At 69.2% G+C, this 15983-nt stretch carries 15 protein-coding genes and 2 tRNA genes; 2 read left to right on the plus strand and 15 right to left on the minus strand.

Going from position 1 to position 15983, the window contains the following annotated elements; all coding sequences use genetic code 11:
• Positions 1-67 precede the first annotated feature (67 nt).
• The 8 genes from rpoB to AB0K17_RS11175 form a co-directional block, all read right to left on the minus strand.
• Entirely contained in the window at positions 68-3550 is a 3483-nt protein-coding gene (gene rpoB / locus AB0K17_RS11140) for a DNA-directed RNA polymerase subunit beta (protein ID WP_365982824.1), read from the minus strand.
• Positions 3551-4180: 630 nt separating this feature from the next.
• Positions 4181-4570, minus strand: coding sequence for a 50S ribosomal protein L7/L12 (gene rplL, locus AB0K17_RS11145; RefSeq protein ID WP_365970033.1), 390 nt, complete (start codon positions 4568-4570; stop codon positions 4181-4183).
• A gap of 107 nt (positions 4571-4677) precedes the next feature.
• Positions 4678-5205, minus strand: coding sequence for a 50S ribosomal protein L10 (rplJ, locus tag AB0K17_RS11150; RefSeq protein WP_365970032.1), 528 nt, complete (start codon positions 5203-5205; stop codon positions 4678-4680).
• A gap of 377 nt (positions 5206-5582) precedes the next feature.
• Positions 5583-6299, minus strand: a complete 717-nt coding sequence (gene rplA, locus AB0K17_RS11155) for a 50S ribosomal protein L1 (protein WP_365970031.1) — start codon at positions 6297-6299, stop codon at positions 5583-5585.
• A gap of 80 nt (positions 6300-6379) precedes the next feature.
• Positions 6380-6811, minus strand: coding sequence for a 50S ribosomal protein L11 (gene rplK, locus AB0K17_RS11160; protein WP_365982825.1), 432 nt, complete (start codon positions 6809-6811; stop codon positions 6380-6382).
• Between the two features lie 201 nt (positions 6812-7012).
• A complete protein-coding gene (gene nusG, locus AB0K17_RS11165) occupies positions 7013-7897 on the minus strand; it encodes a transcription termination/antitermination protein NusG (RefSeq protein WP_365970030.1) in 885 nt (294 codons plus the stop codon).
• An 80-nt stretch (positions 7898-7977) separates the two neighbouring features.
• Positions 7978-8268 carry a preprotein translocase subunit SecE gene (secE, locus tag AB0K17_RS11170; protein WP_365970036.1) on the minus strand — a complete coding sequence of 97 codons (291 nt, stop codon included), beginning with the start codon at positions 8266-8268 and terminating at the stop codon, positions 7978-7980.
• A gap of 108 nt (positions 8269-8376) precedes the next feature.
• Positions 8377-8449: transfer RNA gene (locus AB0K17_RS11175), tRNA-Trp, on the minus strand.
• Positions 8450-8665: 216 nt separating this feature from the next.
• Between AB0K17_RS11175 and AB0K17_RS11180 the strand changes: the two genes are divergently transcribed.
• Together AB0K17_RS11180 and AB0K17_RS11185 are read left to right on the plus strand one after the other, a co-directional pair.
• Positions 8666-9913, plus strand: a complete 1248-nt coding sequence (locus AB0K17_RS11180) for a pyridoxal phosphate-dependent aminotransferase (RefSeq protein WP_365970028.1) — start codon at positions 8666-8668, stop codon at positions 9911-9913.
• A gap of 106 nt (positions 9914-10019) precedes the next feature.
• On the plus strand, positions 10020-11039 hold the full coding sequence (locus tag AB0K17_RS11185; protein ID WP_365970027.1) for an adenosine deaminase: 1020 nt from the start codon (positions 10020-10022) through the stop codon (positions 11037-11039).
• A 176-nt stretch (positions 11040-11215) separates the two neighbouring features.
• Here AB0K17_RS11185 and AB0K17_RS11190 read toward each other — a convergent pair whose 3' ends face one another.
• From AB0K17_RS11190 to AB0K17_RS11220, 7 genes are all read right to left on the minus strand, one after another.
• On the minus strand, positions 11216-12331 hold the full coding sequence (locus AB0K17_RS11190; RefSeq protein WP_365970035.1) for a UDP-N-acetylmuramate dehydrogenase: 1116 nt from the start codon (positions 12329-12331) through the stop codon (positions 11216-11218).
• Positions 12297-13724, minus strand: a complete 1428-nt coding sequence (locus tag AB0K17_RS11195; RefSeq protein WP_365970026.1) for a DHA2 family efflux MFS transporter permease subunit — start codon at positions 13722-13724, stop codon at positions 12297-12299. The genes AB0K17_RS11190 and AB0K17_RS11195 overlap by 35 nt, the downstream gene beginning before the upstream one ends.
• A gap of 200 nt (positions 13725-13924) precedes the next feature.
• Positions 13925-14473 (minus strand): TetR/AcrR family transcriptional regulator, encoded by a 549-nt coding sequence (locus tag AB0K17_RS11200; protein ID WP_365970025.1) that lies wholly within the window; start codon positions 14471-14473, stop codon positions 13925-13927.
• A 151-nt stretch (positions 14474-14624) separates the two neighbouring features.
• Positions 14625-15059 carry a MaoC family dehydratase gene (locus AB0K17_RS11205; RefSeq protein ID WP_365970024.1) on the minus strand — a complete coding sequence of 145 codons (435 nt, stop codon included), beginning with the start codon at positions 15057-15059 and terminating at the stop codon, positions 14625-14627.
• 1 nt (position 15060) lies between these two features.
• A complete protein-coding gene (locus tag AB0K17_RS11210) occupies positions 15061-15513 on the minus strand; it encodes a MaoC family dehydratase N-terminal domain-containing protein (protein WP_344435233.1) in 453 nt (150 codons plus the stop codon).
• Positions 15514-15612: 99 nt separating this feature from the next.
• Entirely contained in the window at positions 15613-15777 is a 165-nt protein-coding gene (gene rpmG / locus AB0K17_RS11215) for a 50S ribosomal protein L33 (RefSeq protein ID WP_004571794.1), read from the minus strand.
• A gap of 85 nt (positions 15778-15862) precedes the next feature.
• Positions 15863-15935, minus strand: a tRNA-Met gene (locus tag AB0K17_RS11220).
• Between the last annotated feature and the right edge of the window lie 48 nt (positions 15936-15983).

Genomic DNA, 15983 nt, shown 5'->3' on the forward strand with positions numbered 1-15983 from the left:
CCCCCAGGCCCGTTCAGGGCTCTGGGGGATGCCGGGGGCCTCTAGGCGAGGCCCCCGGCCAGACCCGTCAGACCTCTTCGACGCTGCTCGGCTCGCGCCGGGACAGGTCGATACCGAGCTCCTCCGCGGCGCGGAAGACGTCCTCGTCGGTGTCGCGCATCTCGATGGACATGCCGTCCGAGGACAGCACCTCCACGTTGAGGCACAGGGACTGCATCTCCTTGATGAGCACCTTGAAGGACTCGGGGATGCCGGGCTCGGGGATGTTCTCGCCCTTGACGATCGCCTCGTAGACCTTCACACGGCCGGTGACGTCGTCGGACTTGATGGTGAGGAGCTCCTGCAGGGCGTAGGCGGCGCCGTACGCCTCCAGGGCCCAGACCTCCATCTCACCGAAGCGCTGGCCACCGAACTGAGCCTTACCACCCAGCGGCTGCTGGGTGATCATCGAGTACGGACCGGTCGAACGGGCGTGCAGCTTGTCGTCGACCAGGTGGTGCAGCTTGAGGATGTACATGTACCCGACCGAGATCGGGTCCGGGAACGGCTCGCCGGAGCGGCCGTCGAACAGCCGGGCCTTGCCGGACGGGAGCACCATGCGCTCGCCGTCACGGTTGGGCACGGTGTGCTCGAACAGACCGGCCAGCTCGTCCTCGCGGGCACCGTCGAAGACCGGGGTCGCGACGTTGGTGCCCGGGGCGACCTCGTCGGCGCCGATCGCCTGGAGCCGCTTCATCCACTCGTCGTCGCCCTCGACCTTCCAGCCCTGGCTGGCGAGCCAGCCGAGGTGGATCTCGAGGACCTGTCCCGGGTTCATTCGGGACGGGACACCGAGCGGGTTGAGGATGATGTCGACCGGGGTGCCGTCCTCGAGGAACGGCATGTCCTCGACCGGGAGGATCTTGGAGATGACACCCTTGTTGCCGTGGCGGCCGGCGAGCTTGTCACCGTCGGTGATCTTGCGCTTCTGCGCGACGTAGACGCGGACCAGCTGGTTCACGCCCGGGGGCAGCTCGTCGCCCTCCTCGCGGTCGAAGACGCGCACGCCGATGACCTTGCCGATCTCGCCGTGCGGCACCTTCAGCGAGGTGTCACGGACCTCACGGGCCTTCTCACCGAAGATCGCGCGGAGCAGGCGCTCCTCCGGGGTCAGCTCGGTCTCACCCTTCGGGGTGACCTTGCCGACCAGGATGTCGCCGGCCACGACCTCGGCACCGATGCGGATGATGCCGCGCTCGTCGAGGTCGGCGAGGACCTCCTCGGAGACGTTCGGGATGTCCCGGGTGATCTCCTCGGGGCCCAGCTTGGTGTCACGGGCGTCGACCTCGTGCTCCTCGATGTGGATCGAGGAGAGGACGTCGTCCTGCACGAGGCGCTGCGACAGGATGATCGCGTCCTCGTAGTTGTGGCCCTCCCACGGCATGAACGCCACGAGCAGGTTCTTGCCGAGCGCCATCTCGCCCTCGTCCGTGGACGGACCGTCGGCGAGCACCTGGCCGGCCACCACGCGGGCGCCCTCGTCCACGACGACCTTCTGGTTGAAGGACGTGCCCTGGTTGGAGCGGGAGAACTTGGCGACGCGGTACGTGTTGTACGTGCCGTCGTCGTTGGCCACGGTGACGTAGTCGGCGGAGACCTCCTGGACGACACCGTCCTTCTCGGCCTTGATGACGTCGCCGGCGTCGACCGCGCAGCGGTACTCCATGCCGGTGCCGACCAGCGGCGCCTCGGCCTTGATCAGCGGCACGGCCTGGCGCATCATGTTCGATCCCATGAGCGCGCGGTTGGCGTCGTCGTGCTCGAGGAAGGGGATCATGGCGGTCGCGACCGACACCATCTGGCGCGGCGAGACGTCCATGTAGTCGACCTCGTCCGGCGCGATGTAGTCGATCTCGCCGCCACGGCGGCGGACCAGCACGCGGGCCTCGGCGAAGCGCATGTCCTCGTTGAGGGCGGCGTTCGCCTGGGCGATGACGAAGCGGTCCTCCTCGTCGGCGGTCAGGTAGTGCACCTCGTCGGTGACCTGGCCCTCGACGACCTTGCGGTACGGCGTCTCGACGAAGCCGAACGCGTTGACCCGGCCGTAGGAGGCGAGCGAGCCGATCAGACCGATGTTCGGGCCTTCGGGCGTCTCGATCGGGCACATGCGGCCGTAGTGCGAGGGGTGCACGTCACGGACCTCGAAGCCGGCCCGCTCACGGGAGAGACCACCCGGGCCCAGCGCCGACAGACGACGCTTGTGGGTCAGACCCGACAGCGGGTTGGTCTGGTCCATGAACTGGGACAGCTGGCTGGTGCCGAAGAACTCCTTGATGGAGGCGACGACCGGCCGGATGTTGATCAGGGTCTGCGGCGTGATCGCCTCGACGTCCTGGGTGGTCATCCGCTCGCGGACGACGCGCTCCATACGAGCCAGACCCGTGCGGACCTGGTTCTGGATGAGCTCGCCGACGTTGCGCAGACGACGGTTGCCGAAGTGGTCGATGTCGTCGGTCTCGACGACGATCGTGGTGCCGTTCTCGCCGACGGTCTCGACCTCACCGGCGTGCAGCTTGACCAGGTACTTGATCGTCGCGATGACGTCGTCGACGGTCAGCACACCGGCGTCGAGCGGGGCGTCCGCGCCCAGCTTCTTGTTGACCTTGTAGCGGCCGACCTTGGCCAGGTCGTAGCGCTTGGGGTTGAAGTAGAGGTTCTCGAGCAGCGTCTGCGCGGCCTCACGGGTCGGGGGCTCGCCCGGGCGCAGCTTGCGGTAGATGTCGAGCAGCGCGTCGTCCTGGCCCTGGGTGTGGTCCTTCTCCAGGGTGGCGCGCATGGACTCGTACTCGCCGAACTCCTCGAGGATCTGCTCGGTGGTCCAGCCGAGCGCCTTCAGGAGGACGGTGACGGACTGCTTGCGCTTGCGGTCGATGCGGACACCGACCATGTCGCGCTTGTCGACCTCCATCTCCAGCCAGGCACCCCGGGACGGGATGATCTTGGCCGTGAAGATGTCCTTGTCGGACGTCTTGTCGATGGAGGAGTCGAAGTAGACACCGGGCGAACGGACCAGCTGCGAGACCACGACACGCTCGGTGCCGTTGATGCAGAAGGTGCCCTTCGGCGTCATGAGCGGGAAGTCGCCCATGAAGACCGTCTGGGACTTGATCTCACCGGTCTCGTTGTTGGTGAACTCGGCCGTGACGAAGAGCGGAGCCGCGTACGTGAAGTCGCGCTCCTTGCACTCGTCGATGGAGTTCTTCGGGGGCTCGAAACGGTGGTCGCGGAAAGTCAGCGACATCGACCCGCTGAAGTCCTCGATCGGGGAGATCTCCTCGAAGATCTCCTCCAGACCGGACTTGGTGGGGACGTCCTGACCGGACTCCAGCGCAGCCTCGACGCGAGCCTTCCAGGCGGCGTTGCCGAGCAGCCAGTCGAAGCTCTCGGTCTGCAGCGCAAGGAGGTTCGGAACCTCGAGGGGCTCCTTGATCTTCGCAAAGGAGATGCGCAGCGGGGCGGTGCTGGCGCCGTTGTTCGTATTGGCGGTCGAGGCGTTGCGCGAGGCGGCCAAGAGGGGGTCCTTCCGAGGGCTCGGACTCACTACGCGCGTACCGGTCCCACTCCGTCCAGAGGAGAGAAATCCCAGGTCAGGGGGCTTCTTTCGACTGTGCTATGAAGTGGGCATGCCCCTGGTGACGGGCAGGGAGCAGCTAACAGGCAGCGCAAAGGGTCAGTGTAGCCACTTGGCCCACTGATGTCCAGAGCGGGTATCCCGAGACCGGTGCGATACCAATCTCTCCCTCCGGGATCCTTTTGTTCCTCGCTGTACGGCGTCTGCCCGCGCCCGTCCGACGCAAGTCCTGCGCTGGAAGCGCATGACCATACTTCCCCCTCCGCCTACGATCCATGCCTCGGACGGAGGACCGAAGTGGCGGGGCGTCGTGGGACGCGTCCTGAGAATCGCGCGCGGCGTGCCGTTCGTCAAGGCCCCTCGGCCCCCGGCCGCCCGTTGCGAGGGGCGGATGCCCTGCTCGGAGCGGGTCCCGGCCACCGGGAGGGCAACGAAGATCACCATACTCGCCTTGCGGCCCTGCTGCGCGCACCCGTCCCGGGAACGCCCGAGGGCGACCACCCGTGCGGGTGATCGCCCTCGGTTTTTCCGACGATCGTCGGAAGGAGAGTCCTCGCGGACCCGGAGGTCTTACTTGACCTCGACGGAGGCGCCGGCGCCCTCGAGGGCCTCCTTGGCCTTGTCCGCGGCGTCCTTGGCGACCTTCTCGAGGACCGGCTTCGGGGTGCCGTCGACGAGGTCCTTGGCCTCCTTCAGGCCCAGGGAGGTCAGCTCACGCACGACCTTGATGACCTGGATCTTCTTGTCGCCCGCACCGGTGAGGATGACGTCGAACTCGTCCTTCTCCTCGACGGCCTCGGCGGCAGCGCCACCGGCAACGCCGCCGGCCATGACGACCGGGGCGGCCGCAGCGGCGGTGACGTCGAACTTCTCCTCGAAGGCGGAGACGAACTCGGCCAGCTCGATGAGGGTCATCTCCTCGAACTGCGCGAGCAGCTCGTCCTTGGTCAGCTTCGCCATGATGGCGGTCCTTCCACTAATTCGGCAGGTGCCGGAATGTACATGTCGGCGGGCGGACGGCCCGCTGCGACCGGTGCCGGGTGACACCGATCAATGCGCGAGCCGAATTACTCGGCACCGCCCTGCTCGGCGAGCTTGGCGCGCAGCGCGTCCGCAGTGCGGACGAGCTTCGTCGGCAGCGCCTGGAAGAGGGAGGCAGCCTGGGACTGCTTGCCCTTCATGGCACCGGCCAGCTTGCTGAGCAGAACCTCGCGGGACTCGAGGTCCGCAAGCTTCTTGATCTCGTCAGCGGAGAGCGTCTTGCCCTCGAGCACGCCGCCCTTGATGACGAGGTTCGGGTTCTCCTTGGCGAAGTCACGAAGACCCTTCGCCGCCTCGACCGGATCTCCGGTCACGAAGGCGACAGCGGTCGAGCCCTTCAGGTGCTCGTCCAGCTGGATCCCGACCTCATTGGCCGCGATCTTGGTCAGCGTGTTCTTCACCACACGGTACTGAGCGTTGTCACCGAGCGAACGGCGCAGCTGCTTGATCTGCGCAACGGACAGCCCGGTGTACGCGGTCACGACGGCCGCGTTGGAGTTACGGAACTTCTCCGTAATCTCCGCAACGGCGGTGACCTTCTCGGCCTTCGCCATGAGCCTCGGCCTCCTTCCGGGTGATGAAGACCGCAGTGGCGCGCGAGAAGGGGCCTGGGCAAAACGAAACGCCCCGGCACAGGCGCACGGGGCGTGACTCGACCGCGGGGGCGTAATTCGCATTAACGCCTCGGCGGGAGTTCTTCCACTGTCACCTGCGCAGGTCGTCCGCAGCTAGCGGATCCTTCGGCCGCCGTATCTCCCATTACGGACACACGGCAACGACCAGCGGTCTTTGGCTTCCCCGGTACGGTACGGGATGGGGGGCAACATACGCAAATCGAGCCGGGCCCCGCCTCCCGGAAGGGAAAGCGGGGCCCGGCCCGATGGATTCACGCGCACGCGCGAGAGGCCGCTCAGCGGCCCTCAGACCGTCCTCAGACGGTCTCGTCCTCGACGAGGAGGTTGCGGGTGCGGTTCGGGTCCAGGGCGATGCCCGGGCCCATCGTGGTGGTCAGGGTCGCCTTCTTGACGTAGCGGCCCTTGGCGGCCGACGGCTTCAGACGGAGGATCTCCTCCAGCGCCGCGGCGTAGTTCTCCACCAGCTTGGTGTCGTCGAACGAGACCTTGCCGATGATGAAGTGCAGGTTCGAGTGCTTGTCGACGCGGAACTCGATCTTGCCGCCCTTGATGTCGGTCACGGCCTTGGCCGTGTCCGGGGTGACCGTGCCGGTCTTCGGGTTCGGCATCAGACCACGGGGGCCGAGGACGCGGCCGAGGCGGCCGACCTTGCCCATGAGGTCCGGGGTGGCGACGACGGCGTCGAAGTCCAGACGGCCCTTCGCGACCTCGTCGATCAGCTCGTCGGCACCGACGATGTCGGCGCCCGCGGCACGCGCGGCCTCGGCACGGTCGCCGGTCGCGAAGACCAGGACCCGGGCGGTCTTACCGGTGCCGTGCGGAAGGTTCACGGTGCCACGGACCATCTGGTCGGCCTTGCGCGGGTCGACACCCAGGCGGAAGGCAACCTCGACGGTCGCGTCGAACTTGGTGGTGGAGGTCTCCTTGGCGAGACGGACGGCCTCGAGCGGGGCGTACAGGCGCTCCGCCTCGACCTTGGCGTCCGCAGCGCGGAGAGTCTTGCTGCGCTTCACTTCTGCTCCTGAATGGTTGAGCGTGGAGTCGTGGTCCGGGCCAGCGCTTGGCCCTGCCACTGGGGGTCAGCGGGAGCTGATCAGCCCTCGACCGTGATGCCCATGGAACGGGCGGTGCCGGCGATGATCTTCGCGGCGGCGTCCAGGTCGTTGGCGTTCAGGTCGGGCATCTTGGTGGTGGCGATCTCGCGGACCTGCGCCTCGGTGATCTTGGCGACCTTGGTCTTGTGCGGCTCGCCGGAGCCCTTCTCCACGCCCGCGGCCTTGAGGATCAGCTTGGCGGCCGGCGGAGTCTTGGTGACGAAGGTGAAGGAACGGTCCTCGTAGACCGTGATCTCCACCGGCACGACCATGCCACGCTGCGACTCGGTCGCGGCGTTGTAGGCCTTGCAGAACTCCATGATGTTGACGCCGTGCTGACCCAGCGCGGGGCCGACCGGCGGAGCCGGGTTGGCGGCACCGGCCTGGATCTGGAGCTTGATGAGCCCCGTGACCTTCTTCTTGGGAGGCATTGCTCTCTCCGGGTCCTAGTGAGAGTTTTTTTGCCCACGCACACTGCACGCAGGCATACCGCACCACGATAACGGGTAACGTGGCGGGACCAAAAACCGAATGGTCAGGCCCGCCTCGAAAGGCGGGCCTGACCGGTTCGGAAGCGTTCGGCCAGAAGATCCGTACTTCTGGATCGGACCTTCTGGATCAGATCTTCTCGATCAGTTCTTCTGGATCTGGTCGAAGCTCAGCTCGACCGGGGTCTCGCGACCGAAGATCTCGACGAGGCCCTTGACCTTCTTCGAGTCGGCGTTGATCTCGTTGATCGTCGCCTGCAGCGTCGCGAACGGACCGTCGGTGACGGTGACGGAGTCGCCGACCTCGAAGTCCAGGACCTGGACCTCGACCTTGCGGGACGGCGCCGGACGGCCCTCGGCCTCGGCGGCCTCCTTGGCGGCCTTGGCCTCCGCCTCCGGGGCGAGCATCTTGACGATCTCGTCCAGGGTCAGCGGGTACGGGTCGTAGGCGTTGCCGACGAAGCCGGTGACACCGGGGGTGTTGCGCACGACGCCCCAGGACTCGTTCGTCAGGTCCATGCGCACCAGCACGTAGCCGGGGAGCTTGTTCTGGCGAACGGTGCGGCGGTCGCCGTTCTTGATCTGGACGACCTCTTCCTGCGGCACCTCGGCCTGGAAGATGTAGTCCTCGACGTTCAGCGAGACGGCGCGCTGCTCGAGGTTGGTCTTCACGCGGTTCTCGTAACCGGCGTAGGTGTGGATGACGTACCACTCGCCGGGCAGGCCGCGCAGCTCCTCGCGGAGCGCGGCGACCGGGTCGACCGGAGCGGCCTCCTCGGCCTCGCCGTCCTCCTCGGGCTCCTCGTCCTCGGCGGCAACCTCGGCGTCGCTCTCGACGCGCAGCGCGGCCTCCTCGGCCGGCTCGCCGGCGGCGGCCTCCTCGGCGTCGAGCTCGTCGACGGCGTCGGCGCCCTCGACGATCTCCTGCGGGGTGTCGTCGCCCTGGACCTCGGCCGAGACAGCCGCGTCCACGTCGGCCTCTGCGGCCGCGACGGGCTCGGCGGCGTCGTTCAGGTTCGGGTCAGACACTTGGCTGCTTCTTCCTGGCTTCAAGGGGTGGAACGTGCGAAAGGGCGGACCTCCACAGGGAGGCCGCCTCGCGCGGGGGCTCAGCCGAAGACGTACTTGACGGCCTGCTGGAACCCATAGTCAATCACGGTAACCAGACCGATGACGATGCAGACGAACGCGATCACCACGGTGGTGTAGGTCGACAACTGGCCTCTGGTGGGCCACACGACCTTGCGGAGTTCGGCGACGACCTGGCGGTAGAACAGTGCGAGCCGGCCCAGCGGGCCCTTCTTGGCGCGCTTTCCGCCCCGGCGGCCCTTCTTGCCGGCCACCTCGTCCTCGGGACGACCGCTTTCAGGCGTCGCGGTGGAGCCAAGGGCTTCCGTCACTACGTCCTCACCTGAATCCGGGTCGTGGCCGTGCCGCGCCCGGGTGAGCCGCACGGCGGTGCATTTCAGTACGTACGCACGCACGCACCCTGGTGACGATGCGTGTAGCAGGGCCGAAGGGACTTGAACCCCCAACCGCTGGTTTTGGAGACCAGTGCTCTACCAATTGAGCTACGACCCTTTGTGTTCCCCCAACGTACCGCATCCGCCCGGACGCACGGTGTGTGCGAGGCCGGATTCGCTGCTGGAGGCCAACGAGGGATGAGTGTACGTGGTCCGGAGCGGATCGTCGAACAGCCTTTGTCGCGGCGTTCCCGGACAGGGCCCGGTTCACCCTTTCTGACAGGGGCACGCAAACGGTGTGCCGGCGTTCCGGCGGGTCTGCAACGATGCCCTCATGACCGCTGCGACTCCTCCCGTTCCTCCTGCCCAGTCCCCCACCGAGCGCCGGGTCTCCGCCCGCGTCGGTTCGATCTCCGAGTCGGCGACCCTCGCCGTGGACGCCAAGGCCAAGGCCCTCAAGGCCGCCGGGCGCCCGGTCATCGGCTTCGGCGCCGGCGAGCCGGACTTCCCCACCCCGGGCTACATCGTCGACGCCGCCGTCGAGGCCTGCCGCGACCCGCGCTACCACCGCTACACGCCGGCCGGCGGCCTGCCCGAGCTGAAGGCAGCCATCGCCGCCAAGACCCTGCGCGACTCCGGCTACGAGGTCGACGCCTCCCAGGTGCTCGTCACCAACGGCGGCAAGCAGGCGATCTACGAGGCGTTCGCCGCGATCCTGGACCCGGGCGACGAGGTCATCGTCCCCGCCCCGTACTGGACCACCTACCCCGAGTCGATCCGCCTGGCCGGCGGCGTCCCGGTGGAGGTCGTCGCCGACGAGACCACCGGCTACCGGGTCTCCGTCGAGCAGCTGGAGGCGGCGCGCACCGAGCGCACGAAGGTGCTGCTCTTCGTCTCCCCGTCGAACCCGACCGGTGCGGTCTACTCGCGCGAGCAGGTCGAGGAGATCGGCCGCTGGGCCGCCGAGCACGGCCTGTGGGTCCTGACGGACGAGATCTACGAGCACCTGGTCTACGGCGACGCCGAGTTCTGCTCGCTGCCCGTCGTCGTGCCCGAGCTGCGCGACAAGTGCATCGTCGTCAACGGCGTCGCCAAGACGTACGCCATGACCGGCTGGCGCGTGGGCTGGGTCATCGGCCCCAAGGACGTCGTCAAGGCCGCCACCAACCTGCAGTCGCACGCCACGTCCAACGTGTCGAACGTCGCGCAGGTGGCCGCCCTCGCGGCCGTGTCCGGCGACCTGACGGCCGTCGAGGAGATGAAGGTCGCCTTCGACCGCCGCCGCCGCAGGATCGTCTCCATGCTGAACGAGATCGACGGCGTGTACTGCCCCGAGCCGGAGGGCGCCTTCTACGCCTACCCCTCGGTCAAGGACCTGCTCGGCAAGGAGATCCGCGGCAAGCGCCCGACCACGTCGGTCGAGCTGGCCGCGCTCATCCTGGACGAGGCCGAGGTCGCGGTCGTCCCGGGCGAGGCCTTCGGCACCCCGGGCTACCTGCGGCTGTCCTACGCGCTCGGCGACGAGGACCTCGTCGAGGGCGTCTCCCGCCTCCAGAAGCTCCTGGCGGAGGCCAAGGCGTAAGCAGGGGCACCAGCGGTGGCGTCAGCGCCCCGCACCTGTATTCGGCCCCTTCCCCCTGCGGGGAAGGGGCCTTCCGGTTGACGGGCCGGTACGGCAAAATCCCTGAATGGAGAACGTTCGGGACGTCCGTAAGCTGCCGAAGGCCCACCTGCACCTGCACTTCACCGGGTCGATGCGGCCCTCGACCCTGCTGGAACTGGCCGACAAGTACGGCGTGCACCTGCCCGAGGCACTCAGCAGCGGCGAACCGCCCAGGCTGCGGGCGACGGACGAACGCGGCTGGTTCCGCTTCCAGCGGCTCTACGACATCGCCCGCTCCTGCCTGCGCTCCCCCGACGACATCCGGCGCCTGGTGCGCGAAGCCGCCGAGGAGGACGTCAAGGACGGCTCCGGCTGGCTGGAGATCCAGGTCGACCCCACCTCGTACGCCCCCCGCCTCGGCGGCCTCATCCCCGCCATGGAGATCATCCTCGACGCGGTGGAGAGCGCCTCGAAGGAGACCGGGCTCGGCATGCGCGTCCTCGTCGCCGCCAACCGCATGAAACACCCCCTCGAAGCCCGCACCCTCGCCCGCCTCGCCGTGCGCTACGCCGACCACGGTGTGATCGGCTTCGGCCTCTCCAACGACGAGCGCCGCGGCCTCGCCCGCGACTTCGACCGCGCCTTCGAGATCGCCCGCGAAGGCGGCCTCATCGCCGCCCCCCACGGCGGCGAGCTGTCGGGCCCCGGCAGCGTCCGCGACTGCCTCGACGACCTCCACGCGGCCCGCATCGGCCACGGCGTCCGCGCCGCGGAGGACCCCCGCCTGCTGCGCAAACTCGCCGAACGCGGCGTGACGTGCGAGGTCTGCCCGGCCTCCAACGTCGCCCTCGGCGTCTACGACAAGCCGGCCGACGTGCCGCTGCGCACGCTGTACGAAGCGGGCGTACCGATGGCGCTGGGCGCCGACGACCCGCTGCTGTTCGGCTCGCGCCTGGCGGCGCAGTACGAGCTGGCGCGCGAGCACCACGCGTTCACGGACGCGGAGCTGGCGGAGGTGGCCCGGCAGTCGCTGCGGGCCTCCCGCGCCCCGGAGGACGTCCGCAAGCGCCTCCTGGCGGGCGTCGACGCCTGGCTGGCGGCCTGAGCGCTGCCGCGGGGTGGTGCGGGCCGCATCCAGCCCGTTGGGGGCACCTCCCAGCGGTGGCTGGGGGAGTTTGAGGACCCGGGGGTCCGGGGGCGTGCCCCCGGTTTCGGGATGGGGGTCCCCCCAGCGGTAGCTGGGGGAGGGCGGGGCTGGGGATCAGCCCGCCGCAGGCGCCCCTACAGGGCCACGCCCACCGTGACCGGTTCGTTCACCAGCGTGACGCCGAACGCCTCGCGCACGCCGTCCCGGACCTCGCGCGCCAGCGCAAGGAGATCCTCCGTCGTCGCGGAGCCCCGGTTCGTCAGCGCCAACGTGTGCTTCGTCGAGATCCGCGCCGCCCCCTCCCCGTACCCCTTCGTGAAGCCGGCCCGGTCGATCAGCCACGCGGCCGACGTCTTCACCATCCCGTCGCCCGCCGCGTAGGCGGGCGGCTGGACGTCCGCCCCGAGGCGCTCGGCGACGCGCGCGAGGAAGGCCGCGTGCTCGTCCGCCGTGAGGACGGGGTTGGTGAAGAAGGAGCCGGCGGACCACGTGTCGTGGTCGTCCGGGTCGAGCACCATGCCCTTGCCGGCGCGCAGCTTGAGCACGGTCTCGCGGGCCTGGGCGACGGGTACGCGGTCGCCCTGGGCGACGCCGAGTGCCCGGGCGGTCTCGGCGTACTTCAGGGGCGCGGACAGCCCGTCCGCGTCCTCGAGCTCGAAGCGCACGCGCAGCACGACGTGGCGCGCCGGGTCGGCCTTGAAGCGGCTGTGGCGGTAGGAGAAGGCGCACTCGGCGTTGGTGAGGGTGACGATCTCGTCGGTGTGCCGGTCGTAGGCCACGACCTCGGTGATCGTCTGGGCGACGTCCTGCCCGTAGGCGCCGACGTTCTGGATGGGGGTGGCGCCGGCGGAGCCGGGGATGCCGGCGAGGCATTCGACGCCGGCGAGGCCGGCGTCGACGGTGCGGGCGACGGCGTCGGACCAGTTCTCGCCGGCGGCGAGCTCCAGGCGGGTGCCCTCCAGCGTGAAGCCGCTGGTGGCGATGCGCAGGGCGGTGCCCTCGAAGCCCTTGTCGGAGATGACGAGGTTGCTGCCGCCGCCGATGATCAGCAGCGGCGTCCCGGCGCGGTCGGCCTCGCGCACGGCCTCGACCACCTCGGCGTCCGTCGTGGCCGTGATCAGACGGCTCGCGGGGCCGCCGAGGCGGAAGGTGGTCAGGGGGGCGAGGGGGGCGTCGTGTCGTTCCTGCACGGGCACAAGGGTACGGGTGCGGGTCTCAGCGCCCGGCGGCCGCGGGCGCGGGGGCCGCAGCCGGCTCCGCGGCGGGTACGGGCCGGCGCCGGCGCGAGGCCGGTATCGCGAGTGCCGCCAATGCGGCCACGGTCACCATGGCCGCGCCCGTCCACAGGGCGGGGGTGAGGCCGTCGGTGAAGCGGGAGGGCGACTCGTAGCCGCCGTGGGAGGAGAAGACGGTGCTCAGGACGGCGATGCCGAGGGCGCCGCCCACTTCGCGCAGGGCGTTGTTGGCGCCGGAGGCCATGCCCTGTTCGGCCGGGCGGACGCTGGACATGACGAGCTTGGCGGCCGGTGCGAAGAACAGGCCCATGCCGATGCCGCTGACGATCAGCGCCGGAAGCTGTGTGGCGTACGTGACACCGGGGTCGATGACGACGGCGAACCAGGCGAGTCCCGTGGCCTGCAGGGCCAGGCCGGCGGCGACCACCGGGCGGCTGCCTATCCGGTCGGCGAGGACGCCGGAGAGCGGGGCGGCGACCATCGGCATGGCGGTCCACGGCAGCATGCGCAGGCCGGCCTCGGTGGGCGAGTAGTGGAGCACGTTCTGCAGGAACTGGCTGAGCAGGAAGATCGAGCCGAACATGCCGAAGAACATCAGCAGGCTGGCCGCGTTGATCCCGCTGAAGGCGCGGCTGCGGAAGAGGCGCATGGGCAGCATGGGGTTCTTCGCCCGCGTGCCGTGAACGGCGAAGGCGGCCAGGAGCACCCCGCCCGCACCCAGGCTGACCAGGACCTTCGTGCCCGTCCAGCCGGCGGAGTGGGAGCTGATCAGGCCGTAGACGATGCCGAAGAGGCCGCCGCTGACCAGGAGCGTGCCGACGACGTCGAGGCGGGCGCCGGAGCCGCGGGACTCGCGCAGGCGCAGCCGGGCGAGGGGGACGAGGGCGATGCCGAGCGGCACGTTGAGCCAGAAGATCCACTGCCAGGAGATGTGCTCGGTGAGGGTGCCACCGATCAGGGGGCCGGTGGCCACGGCGAGGCCGTCGACGGCGCCCTTGATGCCGTACGCCATGCCGCGGCGCCCGGCCGGTACGGCGTCGGTGAGCAGGGTGAGGGTCAGCGGCATCATCACGGCGGCGCCGACGCCCTGGACGGCGCGGGCGGCGACGAGGGCCTCGATGCCGGGGGCGAGGGCGGCCGCGGCGGAGGCGCCTGTGAAGATCGTCACACCGATGACGAAGAGCCGGCGGCGGCCGAACCGGTCACCGAGGGCGGCGCCCAGCATGAGCAGGACGGCGAAGGTGAGGGTGTAGGCGTTGACGGTCCATTCGAGGTCCTCCAGCGCCCCGCCGAGGTCCTTGCGGATGGCCGGCAGGGCGGTGGTGACGACGAGGTTGTCGAGCGCGGCCATGAAGCCGGCGATGCCGGTGATGACGAGGGCCCAGGCGGCCCTGGAGCGGTCGGTCACGGAAACCCCCCGAAAGGTTTATTAGTGAGTGATTACTAAATTTGGCCGGTACGGCAGAGGGCGTATGGCGATCCTGCGGCGCCACGGCGCCCCATAGGGGCGCGGGGAACTGCGCGATCGACCACCGGCGGCCCGCAGTCGGAGTGCCACGCCGGGCCCCACCCGCCGATGACCGATCGCGCACACGCGGCGGCAGCCGCCTAGCAGCCCTCGTCGTCGAAGCCGCCCCACACGCGGTGGCCGGCCGGGAAGCCGAGGGCGAGCAGGGTGTTGATGAGCATGCCTTCGGCCAGGAAGCGGCTCGAGACCTTCTCGTCGGCGCCGAGCGCGAGGTGGATCGTGTCCCGCAGCCTCAGCCAGCCCTCGCGGATGGGGTGGCCGAACTCGTGGTCCCCGGCCGCTTCGGCGGACGCGACCGCGACGTACATCTGCATCTGCATGAGCAGCTTCTCGCGGTCGCGCTCGATCATGTCGGCGTACGCGGCCCCCATGGCGGCCGGGATGCCGCCGGGAGGGGCGTTCCTCGCGGCGTCCGCGAAGAGCCGGGTGGTCTCCTCCAGACAGCGGGTGGCCGCGGCCAGGAAGATCGCACGCTTGCCCGGGAAGAGCCGGAAGAGGTACGGCTGCGAGACGCCCACGCGGCGGGCGATCGCCTCGGTGGACGTGCCTTCGTACCCGCCGCGCGCGAACTCCGAGATCGCGGCGCGGACGACGCTCTCGCGGCGCTCTTCGGCGCTCATCCTGACCATGAAGCAGTAAGTTAGTGACCACTCACTAGCATGTCAAGGGCGGAGTAAGGGGCGCCCGATCATGGCGGACGCCCCTTACGCGACGCGTGAGGTGCAGGCTCAGGCGCGAGCGTGAGGTGCAGGCTCAGGCGCGACGCGGTGAGACGCAGGCTCAGGCCAGCCGGACCACGGCCCGGGACATGCCCAGCACCTTCTGCCCCGCGCAGGTGGCCACCAGGTCCACCCGCACCGTACGGGCCTCGTCGTCCAGCTTGGCGGCGACCTTGGCGGCGACCTCGACGACCGCGCCCTTGTCGTCGTTCGGCACGACGACGGGCTTGGTGAAGCGCACGCCGTAGTCGACCAGGGCACCCGGGTCGCCCACCCAGTCGGTGACCACACGGATCGCCTCGGCCATGGTCCACATGCCGTGGGCGATCACGTCCGGGAGCCCGACCTCCTTGGCGAACTTCTCGTTCCAGTGGATCGGGTTGAAGTCGCCCGAGGCGCCCGCGTAGCGCACCAGCGTGGCGCGGGTCACAGGGAAGGACTGCGCCGGCAGCTCGGTGCCGACCTCGACGTCGTCGTAGGAAACCGCGGCAGCCATCTCACGCCTCCTCGGCGGCACGCGCCACCAGCTTCGTGTGCGCGGTCACGACCAGCTCGCCGTCCGCGTCGTGCACCTCGCCGCGGACCGTCACCACGTCGTTGCCCGCCAACGACTTGATCGAGTCGATGGTGGAGGTGACCGTCAGCAGGTCGCCGGCGCGCACCGGGCGGACGTACTCGAACCGCTGATCACCGTGGACCACGCGGTCGTAGTCCAGCCCCAGCTTCGGATCCCGGACGACCTGGCCGGCGGCCTGGAAGGTGATCGCGAACACAAAGGTCGGCGGGGCGATCACATCGGGGTGGCCGAGCGCCCTGGCGGCCTCGGGGTCGGTGTACACCGGGTTGGCGTCGCCGACGGCCTCGGCGAACTCGCGGATCTTCTCCCGGCCGACCTCGTAGGGGTCGGTCGCCGGATAGGTCCGCCCGACGAAGGACTGGTCGAGCGCCATGGCTCGGAACCTCCTGAGTGGACTGGGCTTGCGTACGTGAATACGCCATGAGGCCGCCCCCGGGAGCCGGGGGCGGCCTCATGAACGACCTGTTTGCGCTTAACGCGTCTCGCGGTGCGCCGTGTGGGCGTTGCAGCGAGGGCAGTGCTTCTTCATCTCAAGACGGTCCGGGTCGTTACGCCGGTTCTTCTTGGTGATGTAGTTCCGCTCCTTGCACTCCACGCAGGCCAGCGTGATCTTCGGGCGGACGTCGGTGGCAGCCACGTGAGTGCTCCTTGACGGATGGACGGATTCAACGCAGAAAAGAGTAGCCGATCGGAGGACCGACCCCACAATCGGCTACTGTGTGTAGCGGCGACCGGACTTGAACCGGTGACACAGCGATTATGAGCCGCTTGCTCTACCGACTGAGCTACGCCGCTTTGATGAGGTTGATTCCCCCGTCCGAAGACGGAGGAACCTTCCCCACC

This window comes from Streptomyces sp. NPDC049585 (assembly GCF_040675615.1).
Lineage (GTDB): Bacteria > Actinomycetota > Actinomycetes > Streptomycetales > Streptomycetaceae > Streptomyces > Streptomyces luteosporeus.

Coding starts and splice junctions, on each gene's coding strand:
- AB0K17_RS11200 (WP_365970025.1), bottom strand. CDS start 14,473: ATGGTCAGGATGAGCGCCGAAGAGCGCCGCGAGAGCGTCGTCCGCGCC.
- rplK (WP_365982825.1), bottom strand. CDS start 6,811: ATGCCTCCCAAGAAGAAGGTCACGGGGCTCATCAAGCTCCAGATCCAG.
- rplL (WP_365970033.1), bottom strand. CDS start 4,570: ATGGCGAAGCTGACCAAGGACGAGCTGCTCGCGCAGTTCGAGGAGATG.
- AB0K17_RS11180 (WP_365970028.1), top strand. CDS start 8,666: ATGACCGCTGCGACTCCTCCCGTTCCTCCTGCCCAGTCCCCCACCGAG.
- AB0K17_RS11210 (WP_344435233.1), bottom strand. CDS start 15,513: ATGGCGCTCGACCAGTCCTTCGTCGGGCGGACCTATCCGGCGACCGAC.
- AB0K17_RS11205 (WP_365970024.1), bottom strand. CDS start 15,059: ATGGCTGCCGCGGTTTCCTACGACGACGTCGAGGTCGGCACCGAGCTG.
- rplJ (WP_365970032.1), bottom strand. CDS start 5,205: ATGGCGAAGGCCGAGAAGGTCACCGCCGTTGCGGAGATTACGGAGAAG.
- AB0K17_RS11185 (WP_365970027.1), top strand. CDS start 10,020: ATGGAGAACGTTCGGGACGTCCGTAAGCTGCCGAAGGCCCACCTGCAC.